We start from the raw sequence: 20,561 nt of genomic DNA on the forward strand, positions 1-20,561 counted from the left end.
GACGGGATCATGTAATCCGGCAGCTGTGTTGCCAGTTGCGCCCGCAGCTCCGGTACCGGAACCGCTTCTTCACTTACGAGATACGCGCACAAGTACGCCTGTCCTTGCTCATCCTCGCGGGCCATGACCACCGCTTCGCGGATCTGCGCATGCGCCATAAGCTGTGCTTCGATCTCCCCGCACTCGATCCGGTAGCCGCGGATCTTCACTTGGTGGTCGATCCGGCCCAGGTACTCCACGTTGCCGTCCGGCAGCCATCTCGCCAAATCCCCGGTCCGGTACATCCGCGTCCCTGGCTCGAACGGGTTGTCTACGAATTTCTCCGCCGTCAATTCCGGCCGGTTCAGATAGCCCCGGGCCAGACCGTCGCCCGCTATACATAGTTCACCCGCGACGCCCATCGGCTGCAGTTGCTGCCCTTCGCCCAGAATATAGGCCCGCAGCGTCGGGAGCGGCTTGCCGATGTTGCTGATGCCGCTTGTGATCTCCNCGGCTCGAACGGGTTGTCCACGAATTTCTCCGCCGTCAGGTCCGGCCGATTGAAGTAACCCCTCGCCAGACCGTCCCCCGCGATGTACAGCTCACCAGCGGTGCCCATCGGCTTCAGCTGCAAGTCGTCATCTACAATGTACAGCTGCGTATTGGCAAGCGGCTTGCCAATCGGCACCGCCGCTTCCGCGATGAGTGGCATGCAATCAAAATAGGAAACCTCAGCTGCTTCCGTCGGCCCGTACAGGTTGTGAAGCGTGGCTCCGCTCCCTTCCATTAACTTGTAGAACCCGGCCACATGCTGCGGCTTCAACGCTTCTCCGCTGGCAAATACCCGGCGCAAGCTGCCGAGCTTCTCCGGGCTAAATGCTTGCCCGGCCTGCTCCAGGAAGACGCTCAGCATCGACGGCACAAAGTGCATCACCGTGACCCCGTGACGCTCGATGGTTTCGGCCAGCACCGCTGGATCTTTCTCTCCCTGAGGAGAAAGCATGCAGACCCGGGACCCGGTCATTCCCCACCAGAACAGCTCCGACACCGAAACGTCGAACGTTATCGGCGTCTTCTGCAGAATGACATCCTCTTCTCCGATGCGGTACCAATTCTGCATCCACTGCAGGCGGTTAATGACCGCGCGATGCTCCATCATGACCCCTTTGGGGTTGCCTGTGGTCCCCGAGGTATACATCACATACGCCAAATGCCGGGAATCCAGCTCTAGCGGCGGGTTAGCCACGGATTGTGCATGCCTTCTGGAAGTCAACTCGATGACTGCGCCCTCAAATCCGCATGGATCAAGGCCAGCGTCAATCAGCAGCGCTTCCGCGCCGCTGTCCCCGAGCATGTATTGGATGCGCTCTTTCGGGTATGCCGGATCGATCGGCAAGTACGCCCCGCCGGCCTTCAGGATGCCATAGATCCCTACAATCAGTTCCAGCGAGCGTTCCGCCATGATCGCCACAATACGGTCCGGCCCCACACCTTGCCCGCGCAGCGTCCACGCCAGCTGATTCGCCCGCGCATTCAGCTCCGTATAGGTGAGCTGCTGTTCCCCGTAAACAACCGCTACCGCATCCGGCGTCTTCTCCACCTGCTCCTCGAACAGACCGTGGATTGTCGCTTCCCGCGGATACTCCGCCGCCGTGTCGTTGAATCCAACTGTAAGTTGACGGGTCCCCTCTTCATCTAATAGACGGATATCTTGCATCATGAGACTAGGCTCCCCAAGGATATCCTGAAGCATGACATTAAAAGAGTTAAATATCTGTTCTACAATTCCATCCGAATGGTCAGCTTTGTAATCAAAAGCCAATTCGAGTTCACCAGTCAGAGACCAGTCTTTAATCATAAGCTGAAATGGATAAAATTGATGCCCATTGTAAACCTCGTTCGCTTTTACAGTCAGGTTTGCCAAATTCGTCACAAGTCTGGTGCCAAGATTATTTACAACAACAGAAAATAGCTGATCTATTCCCCTTTTGCGCAGTTCTAATTCTTGCACCAGATTATCGTAAGGATATTTTTGATGAAAGTAACATGACATCAATTCCCGCTGTACTTCCCTGCTAAACGAGTCGAAGCTCTGCATAGCATTGATCTGAACCCGAAGCGGCATTGTACTTACAAACATACCTATTGCAAATTTTTCTTTCGCTCCGGAACGATTCAGGACTGGAGTCCCAATTACTAAATCGCTTTGCCCTGTCGTCCGATACAAATAGGCGAGCATTAACGAGACAAACCAGGCGTTTAGTGAAACCCGGTTCTCATCAAGTCTTTCTCTGATCCGGTCAGAGAGCTCTTTGTTCAGCTGGAATGATTTCCGTGTTCCGGCCGAATCGCTGGTGACAACTCTGGAAGTTCCCATAATCGTGGGGGACTCATAGTCCTGATAACGGTTTAACCAAAACTGCTTGTCTTTTATGTACCGGTTAGACGTTAAATAATTTTCTTCATGATCTGCAAAATCAAGAAAATTGCTGGACCTGCCAACCGGATTGTTTTCACCTTTCGCCAGCTTTTCATAAATTGCCAGTGTATCTTGAAGCCATGCTTGCCCTGACCATCCATCAGCAATGATGTGATGTGCCTTGATTAAATATCCGAACTCATCGTCACTGATTTTGAAGAGGGCTACGTAATATAATGGGTTATTCTCGAATTGGAAGGGGATTGCCGCTTGCTGCTGCGTCCAAAGCTCAAGCGCCTCATTAGGGTTATTTGAAGTACTGAAATCGATTAGTGGGAACGGGGTTTTATGATGGGGCACATAATATTGATAGGGCTCACCGTCCTGGTTGCGGGAGATTCGCAATCCAAAGCCTGCGTGGTTGCTAAGATTATAGTGGATGGCTGCTTCAATCCAATCTAAATTCGCTTCTCCTTTAAAAATAAAATACAGCGTTATATTATTGAGCGAAGTGTCAGGATAATGCTGCTCCATCATCCAAATTCTCTTCTGTGCGTGCGTTAATGGAAATGCAGATTTGCTCCCGCTTAACGGTCTCATACAAGTAAGTCCCCCTCATTAATTATGCTGACTCTGAATGAACTGCATGCTTCTGAAGGCAACCGCAAACCAATCTGAGAAAGTGAGGTCGAATTAGGCAGTATGATGATTGGCCTGGATTATAGGTTCTTGTTGTAAAAACACATCTTGCTGCGATTAGCGGAAATTGAGAGCCTTCATAAGAGCCTCTATAACCAATTGCGAATGACTATGAATAAAAAAATGATCTCCATCAAAACCAACATACTTGCAAGCGTTGTCAGAAACTTGGTCCCACTCTTCTATATCTCCTGACAGGGTGTCATCCTTGTAACCGAAGAATATGTAGACGTCACACCCAAGTTTACTGTTTCTTTCTTTGAACATATGAGTCTCTGACAACCGGAAATCCGACCTGATAATAGGCAAAAAAAGATCCATCAATTCCGTATTATCAAAAAACTGCGGCGGCGTTCCGCCTAATTCCATTAAGTGCCGCTTAAACTCTTCATCCGGGAGCGTGTGAACGATGGTTTCATCCTTGTCTGGTATATGCGGAGCAGATCTTCCTGAGAAAAAAACGGCATCAGGCTCCTTATACCCCCTACTTTTCAGTTGATGAATCGTTTCATAGGCAAGAATTGCCCCCAAGCTATGCCCGAAAATCCCATAGGGATCTCCACTTAATTGCGGCACAATAATCGATGTAATATCTTCAACTGCTTCTTCAAAAGATCGATAAAACGGCTCGTGCACTCTCCTGCCTCTGCCAGCTAACTCCACAGGAATAATCTCAGCGATTCCGTTTAAATGGCTTGACCATTGACTGTAGAAGAAGGCCGAACCACCTGCATAAGGTATACAGAATAATTTCATAGTCCATCTCTTTCATGTTTTTTTTAATATTTGAAAGAAAATCCCAATTAACTGATTAGAATAAAATAACCAGGGTAGTTCGAAGTAATACTTACTAAACTTAGAATGAGGATATCCAGACTAGACCCCTCCAGCCCGCATCAGCGGGGTTAGAGGAATCTTGATGTAAGGCAACATGCTGAAATTCTGCTATCCGCTGCCTGCCTGGAAAGATACACAACTAATTTTGAGGTTCTTCGGAACAACTCTACTGCAATTGTTCCGGACTGTCCGCTTCCGGATTTTCAGCTTGCCCGTGAAAAGATATCAGCGATTGCTTCAAGCTCTCTGCCAGTTCCTCCAGCTGCTTGGACAGCGCCACCAGTTCGCTGCTTACCGTCAATTGCCGGGAAGACATCGCCGCCACTTCTTCCGTAGATGCACTGGTCTGCTGCACCACGGAACGGACACTGCCCATCGACTCGCCAAGGCGTGCCTGGAAAATAGTCAACTCAGAAACCGCAGCCGAGGATTGACCCAGGTATTCAATGAAGTCTTCCATTTCCTTGCGTACAGCCGCGAAAATCTGGGACGATTCCCGCACCGAGCCGATCTGCTCGCTGAACAGCGGCACGGCCTCGCCCACCACCTTGACGGTGTCCTCGATACTCCGCCCGATCTCCTCCGTAATTTGCGAGACGGAGGTAATCGATTGGCTGGACTGGCCGGCCAGGGCACGGATCTCGTCGGCGATAACAATAAAGCCTCTGCCGGCCGCTCCGGCACGGACTGCTTCAATGGAAGCATTAAGCGCCAGAATATTGGTCTGCTTGTTCATGGCAATCATTGGCGCCAGAATATTGCGGATCAAATGAGTGCTTTCCTGCAGCTTGGCCGAATTCTCTTCAATCAGCCGCATCATCTCCACCGTCGACTCACTTTGTGCAACCAGTGTCTTCATCAGCGCCGCTCCCTGCTCGCTGACTGCGATCACTTTCTCGGCTGCCGCATCCATTACCCGGTTAATCTGGTCCACCTCATGCATCTTGCCGCCCATCAGCTCCACATCATGGTTGCTGCTCTCGGCTTCCGCCGCCAGACTGGCAGCACCTTGGGCAATTTCATCCGTGGCTACCGCCAGCTCACGGGCGTGGTCCGAGATCGTTGCCGAAGCATGAACCAGCTGTTCGGATGTCGCCAGAACCTCTGTCGCCGAAGCGCCGCTCTGGCCGGCCAGCCGGGAAATCTGCTCCATCATTTGGTTGAAGCTATGTCCAAGCCGGCCGATTTCATCGCGGCCCTTGAAGTTGGTACGAACATTAAGGTTGCCTCGCTCCCCTTCCTCCATCAGCAGGGCCAGCTTACCGAGCGGCCGGCCAATCAGACGGACCAGCACATAGCCGATCAAGAGAGCAATCAGCGCCGCCGCGAATACTACGAGCATTGTAATGTACAACAGGCGGTCGGCCGACTTGGTGAAATCACTGACCGGCGCATAGCCAAGCAGTGTCCAACCACCTGTGGTCAGCGGCTGGTACACCGCCAGTTGCTCTGTTCCGGCTTCATCGTCTGCCATAAAGGAACGATCCAATTCTTGGCCCGGCTGCGGCTCGACCTCTGCCCTCGAGGGCTTGATGAATGAGGTCTGCTCCAGCAGAGCATCATCCTTCGCATACACAACCTCTCGGTCAGCATCAAGGATGCGCAGCTCACCGTCTTCTCCGATGCGCAGATTCGCTAACATGTCGTTGAGAGAGCTTCGCTTGATCTCAATCAGCATATAATATTCCGCTTGCGGATTTTGCATATTACGCAGAAGCCGTCCCATCGTGAGAGAAGCTTCCGAGTATGTATCGAAGAAACCCGTCGGCCGGACCGGGAACCACACTGGATTGCCCTTGGCCTCGTCAATCTGCTTGAATCTCGCCAGGATCCCTTCATCGGTGCGGATCCCCGTAACGCCCGAGGTTTTATAAGATTCAACTTCGGCGAGGCTGCGGGAAACAAGCCGGATGCCCAATAGACGCTCATCGGAGCTTTTGACTGCATCCAGCTTGCTGCTGATACGCCCTTCGGCGGCAACCTTAGCCACGATCCCGATACCGGGATCATTTACCGCCTCCAGATCTGCCTTGAGCGCCTGATCTACGGCAAATTGCCGCGAGAGCGCTTCATACTCGACAAAGAGGAAATCCAGTTTATCAGCGGCCTGGACAATCGCTTGCGATGAAGCAGCAGCTACTTCATCGGTAATAATACCTTTGGCGGCGTAATAAGAAGTCAAACCAAGCACGGAGGACAACAACAGAATGGTACTGAACAGGATTACAAATAATTTGACGCCAACCGATTGCAGATGCAGGCTTCGCTGCCGTTTCATAAGTCTACTCTCCCATAGAATAAAATAACGCCACATTAGTGGGTTTTATCCTTGAAGCCTAATCAGGTGCCCAGCTGAAGGCCCTGAATAACTCCACAAAGTGGTGATTTGCCTGGATGCCGGTTCAGATCCTTTGCAAGGGCCCCGCTATTAAACCCCTAAATTAAATAAAAATACATAAGACAAGGTACACCCTTCGCAGTCAAATGAAGGCTGTACCTTGTTTTCGTTAAATCGTGCAAAGTGGCAAAGGGCCAGATTACCCCTTGCTCGCCCCAGCCGTCAACCCTTCGACGAGCAATTTTTGCAGGAAGCCAAAGAGAATCATGATCGGAATAGAGATCAGTACAGCGCCTGCAGCAAAAGTCGTGAAATTGGAGTTCTGATTCGAGTCCACCATGTCCCACATACCGACGGCAACGGTCCATTTATCCTTGGTCCGCAGAATGAGTCTTGCAAAGATAAAGTCAACCCACGGTCCGACAAATTGGGTAAGCGCCATGTAGGTAATCATCGGTCTCGACAGAGGCAGAATAATTCTCCAGAAGATTCCAAAGTTACTTGTTCCGTCAATGCGGGCAGCTTCGTCCAGCGAACGCGGTATCGTATCGAGGAACCCTTTCGCGATTAGGGTCCCGCCTAGCGGAGCACCGGCTGCATATACGATAATCAGAGCCAGATGTTTATCCAGCAGATCAAACTCTTTCAGCAGCAAATAGATGGCAATCATACTCATGAAGCCTGGAAACATTCCAAGCACCAGCAGTCCGGACATGGTGGTCTTGCGCGCCTTGAATCTGAACCGGGAAACTGCATAGCTTGTAAGCAATGTCAAGAAAACGCCCAGGATCATTGAGAACAAGGCAATCTTAAACGTATTAAGCCACCAGGTAGGGAACAGCAGGGTGTTATCATAGAATAGCGCCCGGTAATGTTCAAGCGTAAACGTTTCAGGAATCAGTGTTTTACTGTAAAGGGATTTGCCCGGCCGCAGCGACGATAACAGAATCCAAATGGCAGGATAGAGTGCTGCAACAGACAGAATCAGCAACATCAAATAACTTAATCCGAGCCGTATTTTTGTTTTAATTTTTGCTCCGCTCATTGGATCATGTCCTCCTCCTGGAATGATTTCGACCGCCGGTAATTGTAAAGCGAGAAGCTGGCTACGATCAAGAAGATAATGATTCCGACCGCAGATGCCATGTTATATTTGTTCTGGTCAAGCGTGAGCTTGTAAAGCCACGTCACGAGCAAGTCGGTGGAACCGGCGTACTGATAATCCCCGTTTGGGGGATTACCGGCTGTTAACAGGAAGATCGCATTAAAGTTATTGATGTTGCCTGCAAACTGGGCAATCAGTGTAGGCGCCGTCGAGAACAGCACCATAGGCAATGTTATGATGCGGAATTTCTGGTAGTTGGTCGCCCCATCCACTTCGGCCGCTTCATACATATCGCGCGGAATCGTTGTCAGAACCCCCATAATCAGCAGCATGGATACCGGAATACCGACCCACAAGTTAACCACGATAACCGTTACTTTGGCCCAGAATGGATCCGTTAACCAAGGAAGGCCACCGAGCCCGAAAAATTTTAGATATTGGTTAATCGGACCAAACTGGCCGTTGAACAGGTTACGCATGAGCAGAAGGGAGATCATCTGCGGAATAGCATATGGAACAATCAGAATGGCTCTCCAGAAGCCCTTGAAACGAATGCCTTGCTGACTGACCAGCATCGCGACCAGCATGCCGCCGAAATAGGTAGTAACCGTGGACAAGATCGCCCAGATAATAGTCCAAGTAAGTACCCCGTAAAAGGTCTGGCTCCATGATTTAAGTACCACCAGATTACGGAATGTTTCAAAGCCAACCCAATCCACCAGCTTGGCCGGAGGCATATGGTTAGGCGCAGCATAGTTCGTAAATGCCAGCATGATCATGAAGATGATCGGCATTACTGTAAATAGCAGAATACCTACAGACGGCAGAATAAGAAATGTCTGCGCAAACTTGTAATCGAGGATATAACGGATGCTCTGTTTAAATGTAGCCGGAGTTTGGCCTGCGTCTCGCGCAGCTCCAGTCTTTCGGGCATCTTTAATGTTCATATACCACGCAAGCAGAAACAGAACAAAGAATATAATTGTAATCAAACTCTGAATTAGAATAAATATAGAATGATCACCTTTGACCAACTTGGCAATCCCTTTGACCTTCTCAAAATGTTGGGAGGTTGTACCCAAGGTAACGATACCCCAGAACGCCCGTCCCAGCTTCTCAATAAAGTAAGTTAAGCTTAATGCCTCTACAATCAAAAAAATAAAACCTTTGATAAATTGGCGGTTATATATTTGTCCCAATCCCATAAACAATGTAGACAGTATCGTTGCTGTTCTAGTATGGTGTCGCTGCATTTCCCTTCCGTTCTCCTCTCCTGGGAAATCAGAGAATCGCCCGCCGCTACCAGGCGGCGGGTGATTTGATTTCATAAATATTCTGTTGGAATAGACCTGCAGATGTTTACTTCGAAGCGCCGTTGTTCAGATCTTTGATCTGTTGGGCTGCTTTGTCCATTGCAGTCTTAGGGTCTACGCCTTTGTCCCAGATTTCCGGCAGGGCTGCATTTACAGGACTCCACACATTGCCCATTTCAGGAATGGAAGGCATTGGCTGGGAGTTGTTAGCCTGTTCAGCAAAAACGGATACATAAGGGTCATCCTTGATTTGCGGGTCTTCCAGAGCCTCCAAGTTGGTTGGAATCGATCCGACCAGTTTGTTCAGCTTAAGCTGGGCATCCTTGCTGGAAGCGAACTCAGCATAGAGCTTGGCGGCATTTGGATATTGCGTATACGCGTTAACCGCGAAGATCTTGAAGCCGGCCAAGGAGATGGCAGTTTTTCCACCGACAGTCGGCAGCGGTGCCAGTCCCAGATTGTCGCCCAGAGCCTTTTTGTATCCGGCCAGTTCCCAAGGTCCGTTGATATCCATTGCGACATCGCCGGAGTTGAAGAGACTGCGCTTAATATCCGGGTTAATATCGCCACTGTTGATTGGCAGAATTTCTTTCAGTTTCTTAAATTCACTCAAGCCTTGGATTGCGCCGTCGGTATTGATCCCGATATCGTCTTTGTTCGTGCCGTTATCCCCGAAGAGATAACCGCCGTTGGAAGCGATGAACGGATAGTCGAAATACATGTTGCCGACTTCCCACATGATTCCATACCGGTTTTTGGATTTGTCGGTGAAGGTTTTGCCGAAGGTGAGTACATCATCAAAGCTCTTAGGCGCTTCAGTAACAAGAGACTTATTGTAGTACAAAGCATAAGTTTCAGCTGCACGCGGGTAGCCGTACAGGAGACCGTCATAGCTGGCACCGGTAATCGAGGATTCTGTATTGTTCTTTACTGTTTCTTGCTCGAACACATCGTTTGGAAGCAAAAGCTGTGCGCTTGCTGCTCTGCCCAGGTTGTCATGCGGAATCAGAATAACGTCGGCAGCCAAACCGGAAGGACCGTCTTGGGACAGCTTGGTAACTTGCTGTACCGGTGACAACTCTTCAATTTTTACCGGAACATTGTATTTTTCAGTGAATTCCTTCGCGATTGCGTCTGTAAAGGCTCTTTCTTCCTTACTTTCCCATACGGTCAGGGTCGCGCCATCTTCTGGGGTGATTTGTGTGGTTTCGGCGCCAGTGTTGTCTGTGCCTGCGTTTCCGGCCGGAGCCGTGCTTTCTGATGGTGCGTTCGTTGCGGTTGAGTTGCTGCCCCCGTTATTTCCGTTGTTGTTAGATCCGCAGGCAGTAACAGAAAGTGCCATAGACGCTGCGGCGGTAAGAACCATAAGCTTTTTCAACTTCATGCTTTAACCCCTCCTAATTTGTGTACGCTTGCCAACAATGATACTGCAGAACTTGCGCAAACGATTTCAGAAGATCCAAAAAAAATGTCTGTTTTATTCTTTCAACCTTCTGTATCCGCTTTAGTCAAGTTCTAGAAAGCGCTTCATTACTTAATTTATAATACAACAGGAATCTTAATTGTTAAAACGTTTGCACATGGTGTATTCGTCCATTTTCGGCTATTTATCCATGATCATAATACAATATATCCCTTATTCGCAAGATTACTCTTATTTTCTTTTGTTTTCTTCAATCTCAAGTCAATCATTTGTTTTTATTAACAATTTATAGCCACACTTATCTCCTCTAATGAATTTCTTGAAAATTGGGTCACCGTAAAAGCGCCTGATCGCAAGTGAATAATTGTGCAATGGTTTGAACAATAGTATTGAACGGCTATTTATTCCGTGCTATAATCCAAACCATTATGAGCAGCTTGATCTGTTGGAAGCAGCAGAAGCATCCGCCCTTTGTTCTTTTATAACTAAAAGGCAATGTTACTTGACACAGGTACAACCTCGGAACTATCTCTTCGGCGGCGGTTGTGCCTCTTTGCTATGGGCGAATGTAAGGGCGATATTGTGCAATCGTGGCACAATGTTTGCGCACTGCGGGCACATGTCCGTATATCACCCCTTAAGTTCCTTATATATCCACTTCATGCAAATTGCGCATAATGCACCGTCTTAGTTCTGCATTGGGATTCCACAACACAAACCAACTTTTTAGGAGGAATTATCATGTTATTGGAAGCTGTATACCACCGTCCGCGCTTGAATTGGTCTTATGCCTATGACCGCCAAACCATCCATCTTCGTCTACGTGCCAAAAAGGGAGATTTGACAGAGGTGTTCGCCTGGGCCGGCGATAAATATGCCTGGGATGCTACTAAAGAATTGATTCCGATGAAGCTTTTCACTTCAGATGCGATGTTTGATTATTGGGAATGCGAGTCGGTTCCCCTGTACCGCAGGCTGAAATACGGTTTCCTGCTGCAAAAAGGTCATGAGCGAATCTGGATGACGGAAAGCGACTTTCAGACAGAACGTCCGGCGAATCCGAACCGGCTGTTTGAATTTCCGTACATAAACCCTGTAGATGTGTTCGCACCACCGGCATGGGTGAAGGACGCTGTCTTCTATCAGATCTTTCCGGAGCGCTTTGCGAACGGTGATCCCAGTCTGAATCCCGAGAATGTGCAGCCTTGGGGCGGTACGCCTACACCGGAAAATTTCTTTGGCGGAGATCTTCAAGGAGTCATTGACCATCTGGATCATTTGACCGAGCTTGGCATTACCGGCATCTATTTCACTCCTATCTTCGCGGCTACTACCAACCATAAGTATGATACAGAGGACTATATGAAGGTTGATCCGCATTTCGGTGATGTGAAGACACTCAAAAAACTCGTCGATGCCTGCCATGAACGCGGCATTCGCGTGCTGCTGGACGCCGTGTTCAATCATTCGGGCAGAACCTTTGCCCCATTCGTTGATGTGCTGGAGAACGGTGAAAACTCCCGCTACAAGGACTGGTTCCATGTCCGTGAATTCCCGCTGCAAGTGGTGGACAACATCCCGAATTATGATTCCTTTGCCTTCGAACCGCTGATGCCAAAGCTGAATACAGAGAATCCTGAAGTTAAAGAATATTTGCTGAATGTAGCTGAATACTGGATTCGTGAGGTAGGCCTTGACGGCTGGCGTCTGGACGTTGCCAATGAGGTCGATCATGAATTCTGGCGCGACTTCCGCAAAGTAGTAAAACGCGCAAATCCCGAAGCTTATATTTTGGGTGAAATCTGGCATGAATCTGCCCCTTGGCTGGAAGGTGATAAATTCGATGCGGTAATGAACTATCCGTTCACCGATGCCGTAATTGATTTCTTCGTCTCCGGCACGCTTGACGCCGAAGGTTTTGCCAATGCCATCGGCAAGCAGCTGTCGCGTTATCCGCTGCAGGCCAGTGAAGTGGCCTTCAATCTGCTGGACAGCCATGATACACCGCGCCTCTTGACCTTGGCCGGAGGAGACAAGAACAAGCTGAAACTGGCCACATTGTTCCAGTTCACCTTTATGGGCACGCCGTGCATCTACTACGGCGCTGAAATTGGCATGGATGGCGAAGGCGATCCGGGATGCCGCAAATGCATGGAGTGGGATCCCGAGAAGCAGGACCGCGAGCTGTTCAGCTTTTTCCGCAAGCTGATTGAGATCCGCAGCAGCCATCCTGCACTCCGCACCGGCGCTCTCACCTTCCTGGAGGCGGCCCCGCAGGGCAGCAAGCTTGCTTATGAACGCAGTCTTGGCGATGATATTATCATCGTACTGATGAACACAGAAGGGACAGGCCAGACTTTCCACATTGGCGTAGAAGAACGTCAATGGGAGAACCTGTTCACCGGCGAATCCTTGCGCGCTGAGCGCGGCAAGCTGTCCGTTAAGCTGCCAGCATACGGCTATACCGTCATTAAGGCGGTAGTATAACAAGCTCCATCAATTCAATCCAGACCTGATATCATTCATAAATAAAAAACGGCACTCTTCGCGATGAAGAGTGCCGTTTTCGTTATGTGGCTATTTATTTGCCAAGCAGATTGTAGATCACTTGTGCGCTTTCAGCGCGGGTCATCAGCTCTTTGGGAGCAAACTTATGATCGGCTTTTCCTTGCACTAACCCCAGCTCTGCAGCGGCATTTACATAAGAGCCCGCCCAGGCACTGATGCCGGAAGCATCTGCAAACCGGGTTGTCCCGGAGGCCACCTCAACCTTCTTACCTTGTTTGACTTCCAACGCACGAATAACCATAACGGCCATTTCCTCGCGGCTGATGGCAGCATTTGGCGCAAAGCTCTCTTGGCTTCGTCCGGTCACAATTCCCCGGCTTACTGCTGTTGCCACGTACGAAGAGTACCAGGCATCAGGCTTCACATCAGTGAATGCAGCCTGACCTTCCGCAGTCACACCAAGCGCACGAACCAGCAGTGCGGTAAATTCCGCGCGGCTGACATTGCTCTTTGGTTTGAATTCGGAAGAGGTAACACCCGTAACGATTTGTTTGGCGCTAAGCGATTTAATTGCCGCTGCCGCCCAATTGGCTGCCGGAACATCCTTAAAGGTCTTGTCGAGCTCAAGTGCCGCATATTTGCTGAAATGCGTAACTTGTGCCGTAATGACATTCCCGTTCAAGGTTCCCCCCGCATATGCCACACTTCCGCTATCGCCCAGAACATAGATACCGAGCAGATCTTTATCCGGATTGCCGGTAATCTTGAAAGCAAGCGTAACCGGCGCTTTAAAGGTCGTAACCGGAATACGGGTGCCGTCTTTTTTGACAATATGCAGTGTAAACTCATATACATCCGATGCAGCGGTCACTCTGGTATCCTGAAGCTTCAGCCCGGCCAGGAAGGTGTCTGCCGCATTGCCTTGAAGCGGACTGGTTGCGAACAGAATGTGCGCACCTTCCCCCTCAGTCCCGGACAAGCTTCCTTGAATCCCGCTCAGCACTGCACTAGGCAGGGTTACAGAAATGCCGCCCATATGAAGCACCAAATCATTTGTTCCGAGGACGCCCGCTGCCTGAATCGGTATGAGCACTGATTGCTTGCCTGCAGCAACCCGCACTTCCACCTTGCCATCCTTGCCGTTTTTCAAACTGTCTACCCCAATGCTTTGCGGATCTGCAGTTGTTGTTGGCGTTGGTGCTGGTGTCGGTGTCGGAGTGGGTGCGGGTCCCGGCGTACCCTCAGATACCACCGCCAGAATAACTGTTCCTCCCTCATCTCTTCCCGGGAGCTCAAGCGTTACTTTCCGGTCGGCCGATACGGCATATGTTCTGCCGCTATACTCATCTTGGACAGAAGCAAATGCTGTGAACGGCACCGGAATACTTACAGTTACAGCCTTGGTGCTGGTGTTGATGAGCGTCACAACATTCTGGGAACCATACTGCTTGTCAAAAGCTAAATATCCCAGTTCATCCGAACCTGCCAGCTTCGTACGTATACCTTTGGAATATACCGCAGAGTATTTGGCACGGATATTCAGCAGCTTCTGATAGTGATCGTGAAGACCCTGCTCTGCAGTAAGCTGATCCCACGGCATATCCGAACGGTTCTCGCTGAATTCTCCCTTCGACATGTCTCCGGCATTTCTGCCCGAACGTCCAAGTTCTTCCCCGTAATAAATGACAGGCTGTCCTTTAGCCGTGATCTGCAGGGCGGCAGCGATCTTAAGCTTGCCTTTGTCCCCGCCTACATAGTCGGACAGGAAGCCGTTCTCATCATGGCTGCTCAGGAACTGAGCCATCATCCGGGTATTGTCAATCTTCGATTCACGGTCCTGCAGGTAAGCATCCACATCACTGATTTTGCCGTTCGTGAAATCTCTTGCCGCATTCTTGAAGCCGAAATCCAGCAAGCCGTCCATTTGCCCGGTTTGCAGCATGCCGCCATCGCTGTCAATGGTGCCTCCGTAGTATTCACCGACCAGTTTGAAGTCGGGATCAATCGCCGTCAGCGCATTTTTGAATGCTTTCCATGTCGTATCTTCCACATGCTTAACGGTATCCACACGGAAATAGTCGATGGTATCGCCACGCGCTGTCCGTGCGTTGTCCAGCCAGCCCGTTTGCCACTCAATAATTTTCGCACGAACTGCAGGATCTTCCGTTTTGAAGTCCGGCAAGCCGGCAAGTTCTCCCTTGATCGGGTCAGTATCGGCCGATATACCGTCCGTACGGAGCATGCCGTCAAAGCGCGCTTTATCCTCTGCGGTAACGGTCGGATAGTTATCCTCTGCTTTCAAACCGTAGCCTGCATGATTCAGCACAACGTCTACCATGATTTTTATACCCTTGTCATGTGCCTTCTCAATCAGTTCGCGGAAGGTCGCCATATCGCCAAGATGTTCATCCAGCTGGGTGAAATCCTTGGCCCAGTATCCATGGTAAGCATGCTGGGTACCGCCGAAATCAACCCCCTTATTGAAATCAATGTTGTCGACAATCGGCGTGATCCAGAGCGTGTTGATCCCCAGCTGTTGAAGGTAATCCAGACTGTTGATCATCCCGCGGAAGTCTCCGCCGTGGTAGGCTTCAAGATGTGTTTTATCGACGTTCTCATTGTTGGTGAGGTCACCATCCTTGAAGCGGTCGGTCAGGGCAAAATAGATCCGTGCCTCATCCCAATCGAAATCCAGCTTGGCTCCCGTATAGGTTCTGGCTTTCACTTCAATGGAGGTGCTGCCTTTATGCGTATTTCCGTACTGGTCAATAAGCGTGACCGGAATGGTTTTGATGCCCGCGGCTACGGTATCCTTCACCGCAATGGTCTGTTTCATGAGCCCGGTATCGAGCTTCACTTCGCTTGGACCCCCAATGGCAGTCAGATCCATGAATCCATGCGTATAGGTTACAGCTTCTTCGGAGGCTGCACTGACCGTCACAATTGCATTTTCACTCGATGTGACAGCTTCCGGTTGAACTTTTGCACTGACTGTAACGTCTGGACGGTGATATACGGCAACCGATTCACCGTTCACCGTATTTTTCGGATCGGTGAGTTCTTCAGTAACTCCATCCTTAGTGATCAGGAAGGTATACTTATACGTTCCTTCCTCCACGCCAGTCAGTTGATAACTGAACCACTCACTCGACGGATCATACACCATCGGGTATTCTTTGCCGTTTACTTTCACTTTGGCCTCGCTGATAGATTCCAGGTTGCCGCCGCGGAAAAGCTCGTCATCACGGTACTTGAAGGTAATCGTTCCGTCCTTCATGACCGGACCGCTAATAACCGGCTTGATGTCAAGCTCCTTCACCATACTGGTCACAATGACCTTTGTGAAATTTTCACCCGGGGTAAGCGGAATAACACGGTCATCCGGGTAGTCTTGTTTGCCCGTATTCCAGTCCGTTCCTTTGCGCAGTACGAAGCCCACGCTTGTGGCATTTGGCGCCACCTCAATCAGAACACTGGCTTTACCATCCTTAAACGTTGTGAAATCAATTTGATCATTTTTAACTCCAGTGTTCCATATCCAGAGATTCCAATCCGTATAATCCTTGTCGTCACGGACATAGGTCAATTGGACATAACGTTTGCTATCCACCGGCTCTTTCGTTACCTTCACGGTTACCTTCGTTGTTTTTCCGCCATAGGTAATGGTAAGATTGGCTGTTCCAGCCTTGAGCCCCTTTACGAGACCTTTGCTTGTAACGGCAGCCACTTCCGGTTTATCGGAAATATAGGTGGCAGTATTCGTAACCGACCGTTTGCTGCCGTCATCATATTTGGCATATACAACCGATTGATGTGTGCTGCCAATTTGCAGTGAGTAGCTGCTGCTGTCCGTTTCCAGAGAACTCAGCACAGCTGCTGCGGCATCCATCTTGATAATTACAGCAGTCAACGGCTGCAGTTCAATGGACGTAGCCGTTAATGCAAAACCGGACTGGGCTGCAGCAGGGATAACTTCAGTACCCGCTTCGTCATCATCAACCAGTACGCTGCCGCCTGTTAAATCCTCGGAAAGTGTCAGCGTTCGTGATACATTGTCGCCATTCATGAACACATAATAGATGCCGGTGCCATCAGTGGCCTTGTTCTTGTACCCGATCACAAGACCGGTCTCCTTCATTTCCGGCGCCGGAATCAGGCTGACATTAGAATCCACCAGACTCATGTCGCCCAGACGGAATGCATCTGTAGACTTTCTCAGCTTAATGAGGCCTGAGGTATAATCTTTGGTCATGTTCTGCACCGGGAAGTTCACTTCATCGGTTACCTTGGACCAATCGAACATGTTGACCGCATCCGATGAATCATAGGAATCATGAATGAAATACCCGAATGAATTATTGTTTGCGTCCTTTAGCTCTGTAGCTTTTTGCTCAGGAATAGTATTTGCCTTCCACTGCTTGGTGCGTCCATACTCCTGGCCTGCCTGCAGGAAGGAGGTACCCTGGGAAGTGAATACCAGCATGTTTCCGAGCCTGATCCGCTTCTGTATTTCCAGCTCGTTCCCGGGAATTGCCGGATCCTTCTTGATGGACTGCGCAATTACATCATGCAGTGTCAGATTGTCATGGGCTTCAATGTACGGCACGATATCCCCCGGATCATCCGCCGGGATATTGGACGGCTGGCCTTTAATATTGTCCAGAATCGTCTCAATGGAACGTGCCCCGCCCGTAATAAACCTTGGTTCACCTTCCGAACCATAACCTGATTTCAATTCATTGCGGAATTCATCGGAGAATACGCCGACACTATCCGTCTTATTCATCCAATCCTGATCCGCGCCTTTACCTGCAAGAGAAGGATCGGAAGCGGCTCCGCCGAACGTTTTCCAGCCCTCGCCGATGAACAGCGCCTGCGGGTTAATGGCTGCTGCTGCATCATAGGCAGCCTGCACAGCATCTGCCGTGGCATCGCCCATCATGTCCCAGCGCATGCCGTCGATTTTGTATTCACTGAACCAGTATTTGACGGAATCCACCATCAGCTTCTCCGCCATCTTATGGTTTGTCGCCAGGTTGTTGCCGAAACCGCCGATAAAGTTGCCGTTTGCATCCTGGAACGCATAATAATTAGGCACGACATCGTTCAAGAATTCCTTCTTCGCCATATGGGTATAGACAACATCCAGAACGACGCCCATCCCGGCCTCATGCACTGCGTCGATAAGCCCTTTAAGTTCCTTGATCCGCAGTTCTGGATCGGCAGGATTCTGTGAATATGCGCCATCCGGGGAGAAGTAGCTATGCGGATCATATCCCCAGTTGTACTGATTATTTTGCGCTGAATATTCACTTTCTCTTTGCCCCATCTTCGTCTCGTCGCCGTAATACCATGCCATTACAGGCATCAGCTGAATATGGGTTACGCCCAAAGATTTAATATAATCCAGCTTCTTCTCAAAAGCGGCATAGGAGCCCCAGCGTTCGCCTCCGAGACTGCTTTCGATTGAAATATCCGACGTGAAATCACGGACATGGACTTCATAAATGACGGCATCCTCGCGTTGTTCATAACCGGCGATATCTGCCTCATGGAAGTTAGCCGGATTGGTCCGGCTCAGGTCAACGATGGCTGCTTTACCCACTGTATCTCCGCCAGCGCCCGCAGCACCTGTGGTATCCACAGTGAACACGGCCATGGACTTGGCGTACGGATCAAGCACCTGCTTCATAACCCCGTCATTGGTAACTTCATATTGATAATAGTATCCGCTTACATCTGACTCCCCGGGAGCGCCGGTTAAATCAGACGCCTTCAGCTTCGCAGACCAAACGCCTTGTTCGCCCTTAGTCAGACTGATATGGCCGACAAGTTTGGTAGCATCACTCTTATCGTACACATTTGCTACAACAGAACTGGCCACAGGAGCCCATAACTTGAGCGTGGCCGACTTCTCAGCCGCATTATACTCAGCCCCAAGGTCGTCCCCTGTATAATTGTACATTTCATCGATCATTCTCCAGCCGCCGGAAGCGGACACCGTTTTGCCAGAAAAAGATACACTCAACGGCGTTTTACCCAGATCAAAAGCTGCTGTATCCACCTCAATGGAAGTCGGGCTCTTAATGGTTACTGCATTTACCGGGACAGCTGTACCTTCTTTGTCCTTGACGGTAATTCCAGCTTTTAATGCAGCAGCATCTAAACCGTCGGTTAAGGTGAAGCCCAGAAGGATTTTGCTGGTCGATAGTACTTCAGCCGACACGAGTCCTACCGGTTGTTCCCCGAACGGAGAAACATAGACATTGTTATCCCCTTCCTTTACCCACAGCTGATTGTAACGGTCCAGCAGGCTGAAAGCTTTATCGCCGCCGTCCTTGTCCTCGTTTGTCGGGTTAACGATAAGGAAGCCAATTTTCTTGGCATTTTCTTTCAGCGGAATATCGATATACGCACCGAAGCGGTCCACATTCTCAGGGAGAAACGGAGCAGCATCCGACGGCCAGTTAACCGGTGCTGTTGCGACATCATCCCACAGCCATAAACCGTACTGGCTTTGATGATTGTCGCCTCTCATGTAATGAATCCGGACGGTATTCGCAGGAATTACTGCCGGCTCATACGGCGTCACCTGATCCGAACCTTCCTTGATCCAGATTTCATTAGCTTGCGGAGTATTGATTGTGAACAGCTTGTCGCCGCCGTCTTTGGCCTCATTGTTGCGGTTGACGACTAAGAAGGAGACTTTTTTGGCTCCTGCCTTAAGCGGCACGTCGGTATACGCCCCATAAGAATCAGTTTGACCTTCAGGGAATGGCGTGGCACCCGCCGGCCATCCGGAGGAAGGTACAGCTACATCATCCCAGAGCCATAAACCCTGATCCGCATAATCACCGGCTGTACGTTGGTAGTGAACCCGCATATGCCCATCGGGTACAGGGGCATTGTTACCCGGAACAACCGGAGCCGTAAATTTGGCACTGACAGCATGATCCGCCGCGTTGTATTTGAAGGTGACCGGCAGATCCGCCGGCAGATTCAAGGCCTGTTCATGCTCAGGATAAGACTTATCCTCCTGCGGGGTTGCTCCCGGCACAAAGACGCTGTACGAATAGTCGCCTTTAGAAAGATCAGCCGTCCGCTCATATACATTGTCAAAGTTCGGATCGGACAATGTCGTCTTCGCGTCGGCTGGCGAGGAATCGCCCGCATCGCCAAGCTCACTTTGCAGAGTACCCACCAGCCGCGGCAGTCTGTTGTCTGCGATTGGCGAGTAATACGTCGAGTCGGCAATTTTTTTGGTAATCTCGTTGAAATAGAAGGTAACCGTTGTTTCAGCAGCCAACGTAATCACGATGTTGCCGCCGTCATCGGTTCCTTCAGTATGGGTATAACTGCTGTATCCATAGCTTTCGTCCCAGGTGCCGTTAAGGGCTACCTTGTACTTATAGGTCCCTGCCGGCAGCGTGCCTGTAAAGACATAAGTACCATTGTTTGTGTAGGTCATCTGAGTGACTGTTGCATCTGGTGACCAGTCATCCACTTGCCCTGAACCAGCAGACAGTTCTGACTGGAGGTCGCCTACAAGCACGACTTTGGATGTGGCTGCATCCACTTTTGCCGTGTACCCTGTAAAGTAAGAGCACACAAGAATAAGGATCATACTAATGGCAAAAGCCTTTTTACCCCATAAAGCCAATCTCATTCCTTCAATCCCCCCATATTTGCATTCGATTCCTGAACAGAGAAAACACTGATTTCTTATTCCTTGATCCAACATTTCATGCTTCTAAAGCCTGATGGAATGACACCCCCTTATAGATTTCAATTTTGAATTCATTGCGCAAACGTTTGCAAAAATAACAACCCTACACATTCACTGCAAACTTTATTTTGTGCAGCAGACATGGTGCACAAAATAAGCACTTGTAAGCGCTTTTATACCTTGTTTAACATACTAATCTTAGTCTCAACTTGTT

General features: G+C 49.9%; 8 protein-coding genes and 1 pseudogene. 1 reads left to right on the top strand and 8 read right to left on the bottom strand.

Translation table 11 applies throughout. The features are described from left to right. The 7 genes and pseudogenes from ACAN56_RS24145 to ACAN56_RS24175 form a co-directional block, all read right to left on the bottom strand. Positions 1-488: pseudogene (locus ACAN56_RS24145) on the bottom strand (AMP-binding protein); the annotation flags it as partial. Further along, complete coding sequence (locus tag ACAN56_RS24150) at positions 374-2,998, bottom strand: non-ribosomal peptide synthetase (protein WP_379146028.1); 2,625 nt, start codon at positions 2,996-2,998, stop codon at positions 374-376. The gene ACAN56_RS24150 and the pseudogene ACAN56_RS24145, both read right to left, overlap by 115 nt. Positions 2,999-3,154: 156 nt before the next feature. Next, positions 3,155-3,853, bottom strand: a complete 699-nt coding sequence (locus tag ACAN56_RS24155) for a thioesterase II family protein (protein ID WP_038588501.1) — start codon at positions 3,851-3,853, stop codon at positions 3,155-3,157. Between the two features lie 247 nt (positions 3,854-4,100). After that, positions 4,101-6,212, bottom strand: coding sequence for a methyl-accepting chemotaxis protein (locus ACAN56_RS24160; RefSeq protein ID WP_379146029.1), 2,112 nt, complete (start codon positions 6,210-6,212; stop codon positions 4,101-4,103). A 259-nt stretch (positions 6,213-6,471) separates the two neighbouring features. After that, positions 6,472-7,317, bottom strand: a complete 846-nt coding sequence (locus tag ACAN56_RS24165) for a sugar ABC transporter permease (protein WP_038588495.1) — start codon at positions 7,315-7,317, stop codon at positions 6,472-6,474. Then, on the bottom strand, positions 7,314-8,630 hold the full coding sequence (locus ACAN56_RS24170; RefSeq protein WP_038588492.1) for a carbohydrate ABC transporter permease: 1,317 nt from the start codon (positions 8,628-8,630) through the stop codon (positions 7,314-7,316). The genes ACAN56_RS24165 and ACAN56_RS24170 overlap by 4 nt, the downstream gene beginning before the upstream one ends. A gap of 106 nt (positions 8,631-8,736) precedes the next feature. Continuing rightward, on the bottom strand, positions 8,737-10,074 hold the full coding sequence (locus ACAN56_RS24175) for a sugar ABC transporter substrate-binding protein (RefSeq protein ID WP_038588489.1): 1,338 nt from the start codon (positions 10,072-10,074) through the stop codon (positions 8,737-8,739). Positions 10,075-10,854: 780 nt separating this feature from the next. On the opposite strand from ACAN56_RS24175, the gene ACAN56_RS24180 reads away from it, so the two are divergent. Further along, entirely contained in the window at positions 10,855-12,600 is a 1,746-nt protein-coding gene (locus tag ACAN56_RS24180) for an alpha-glycosidase (protein WP_379146031.1), read from the top strand. A 94-nt stretch (positions 12,601-12,694) separates the two neighbouring features. Here ACAN56_RS24180 and ACAN56_RS24185 read toward each other — a convergent pair whose 3' ends face one another. Further along, on the bottom strand, positions 12,695-20,287 hold the full coding sequence (locus ACAN56_RS24185) for a pullulanase (protein ID WP_379146033.1): 7,593 nt from the start codon (positions 20,285-20,287) through the stop codon (positions 12,695-12,697). Positions 20,288-20,561 lie beyond the last annotated feature (274 nt).

Source organism: Paenibacillus paludis (assembly GCF_042610515.1).
Classification (GTDB): Bacteria; Bacillota; Bacilli; order Paenibacillales; family Paenibacillaceae; genus Paenibacillus_AQ.

Excerpts from the sequence above, each read along its gene's own strand:
- ACAN56_RS24155 (WP_038588501.1), bottom strand. The coding sequence starts at position 3,853 with ATGAAATTATTCTGTATACCTTATGCAGGTGGTTCGGCCTTCTTCTAC.
- ACAN56_RS24160 (WP_379146029.1), bottom strand. The coding sequence starts at position 6,212 with ATGAAACGGCAGCGAAGCCTGCATCTGCAATCGGTTGGCGTCAAATTA.
- ACAN56_RS24165 (WP_038588495.1), bottom strand. The coding sequence starts at position 7,317 with ATGAGCGGAGCAAAAATTAAAACAAAAATACGGCTCGGATTAAGTTAT.
- ACAN56_RS24170 (WP_038588492.1), bottom strand. The coding sequence starts at position 8,630 with ATGCAGCGACACCATACTAGAACAGCAACGATACTGTCTACATTGTTT.
- ACAN56_RS24175 (WP_038588489.1), bottom strand. The coding sequence starts at position 10,074 with ATGAAGTTGAAAAAGCTTATGGTTCTTACCGCCGCAGCGTCTATGGCA.
- ACAN56_RS24180 (WP_379146031.1), top strand. The coding sequence starts at position 10,855 with ATGTTATTGGAAGCTGTATACCACCGTCCGCGCTTGAATTGGTCTTAT.
- ACAN56_RS24185 (WP_379146033.1), bottom strand. The coding sequence starts at position 20,287 with ATGAGATTGGCTTTATGGGGTAAAAAGGCTTTTGCCATTAGTATGATC.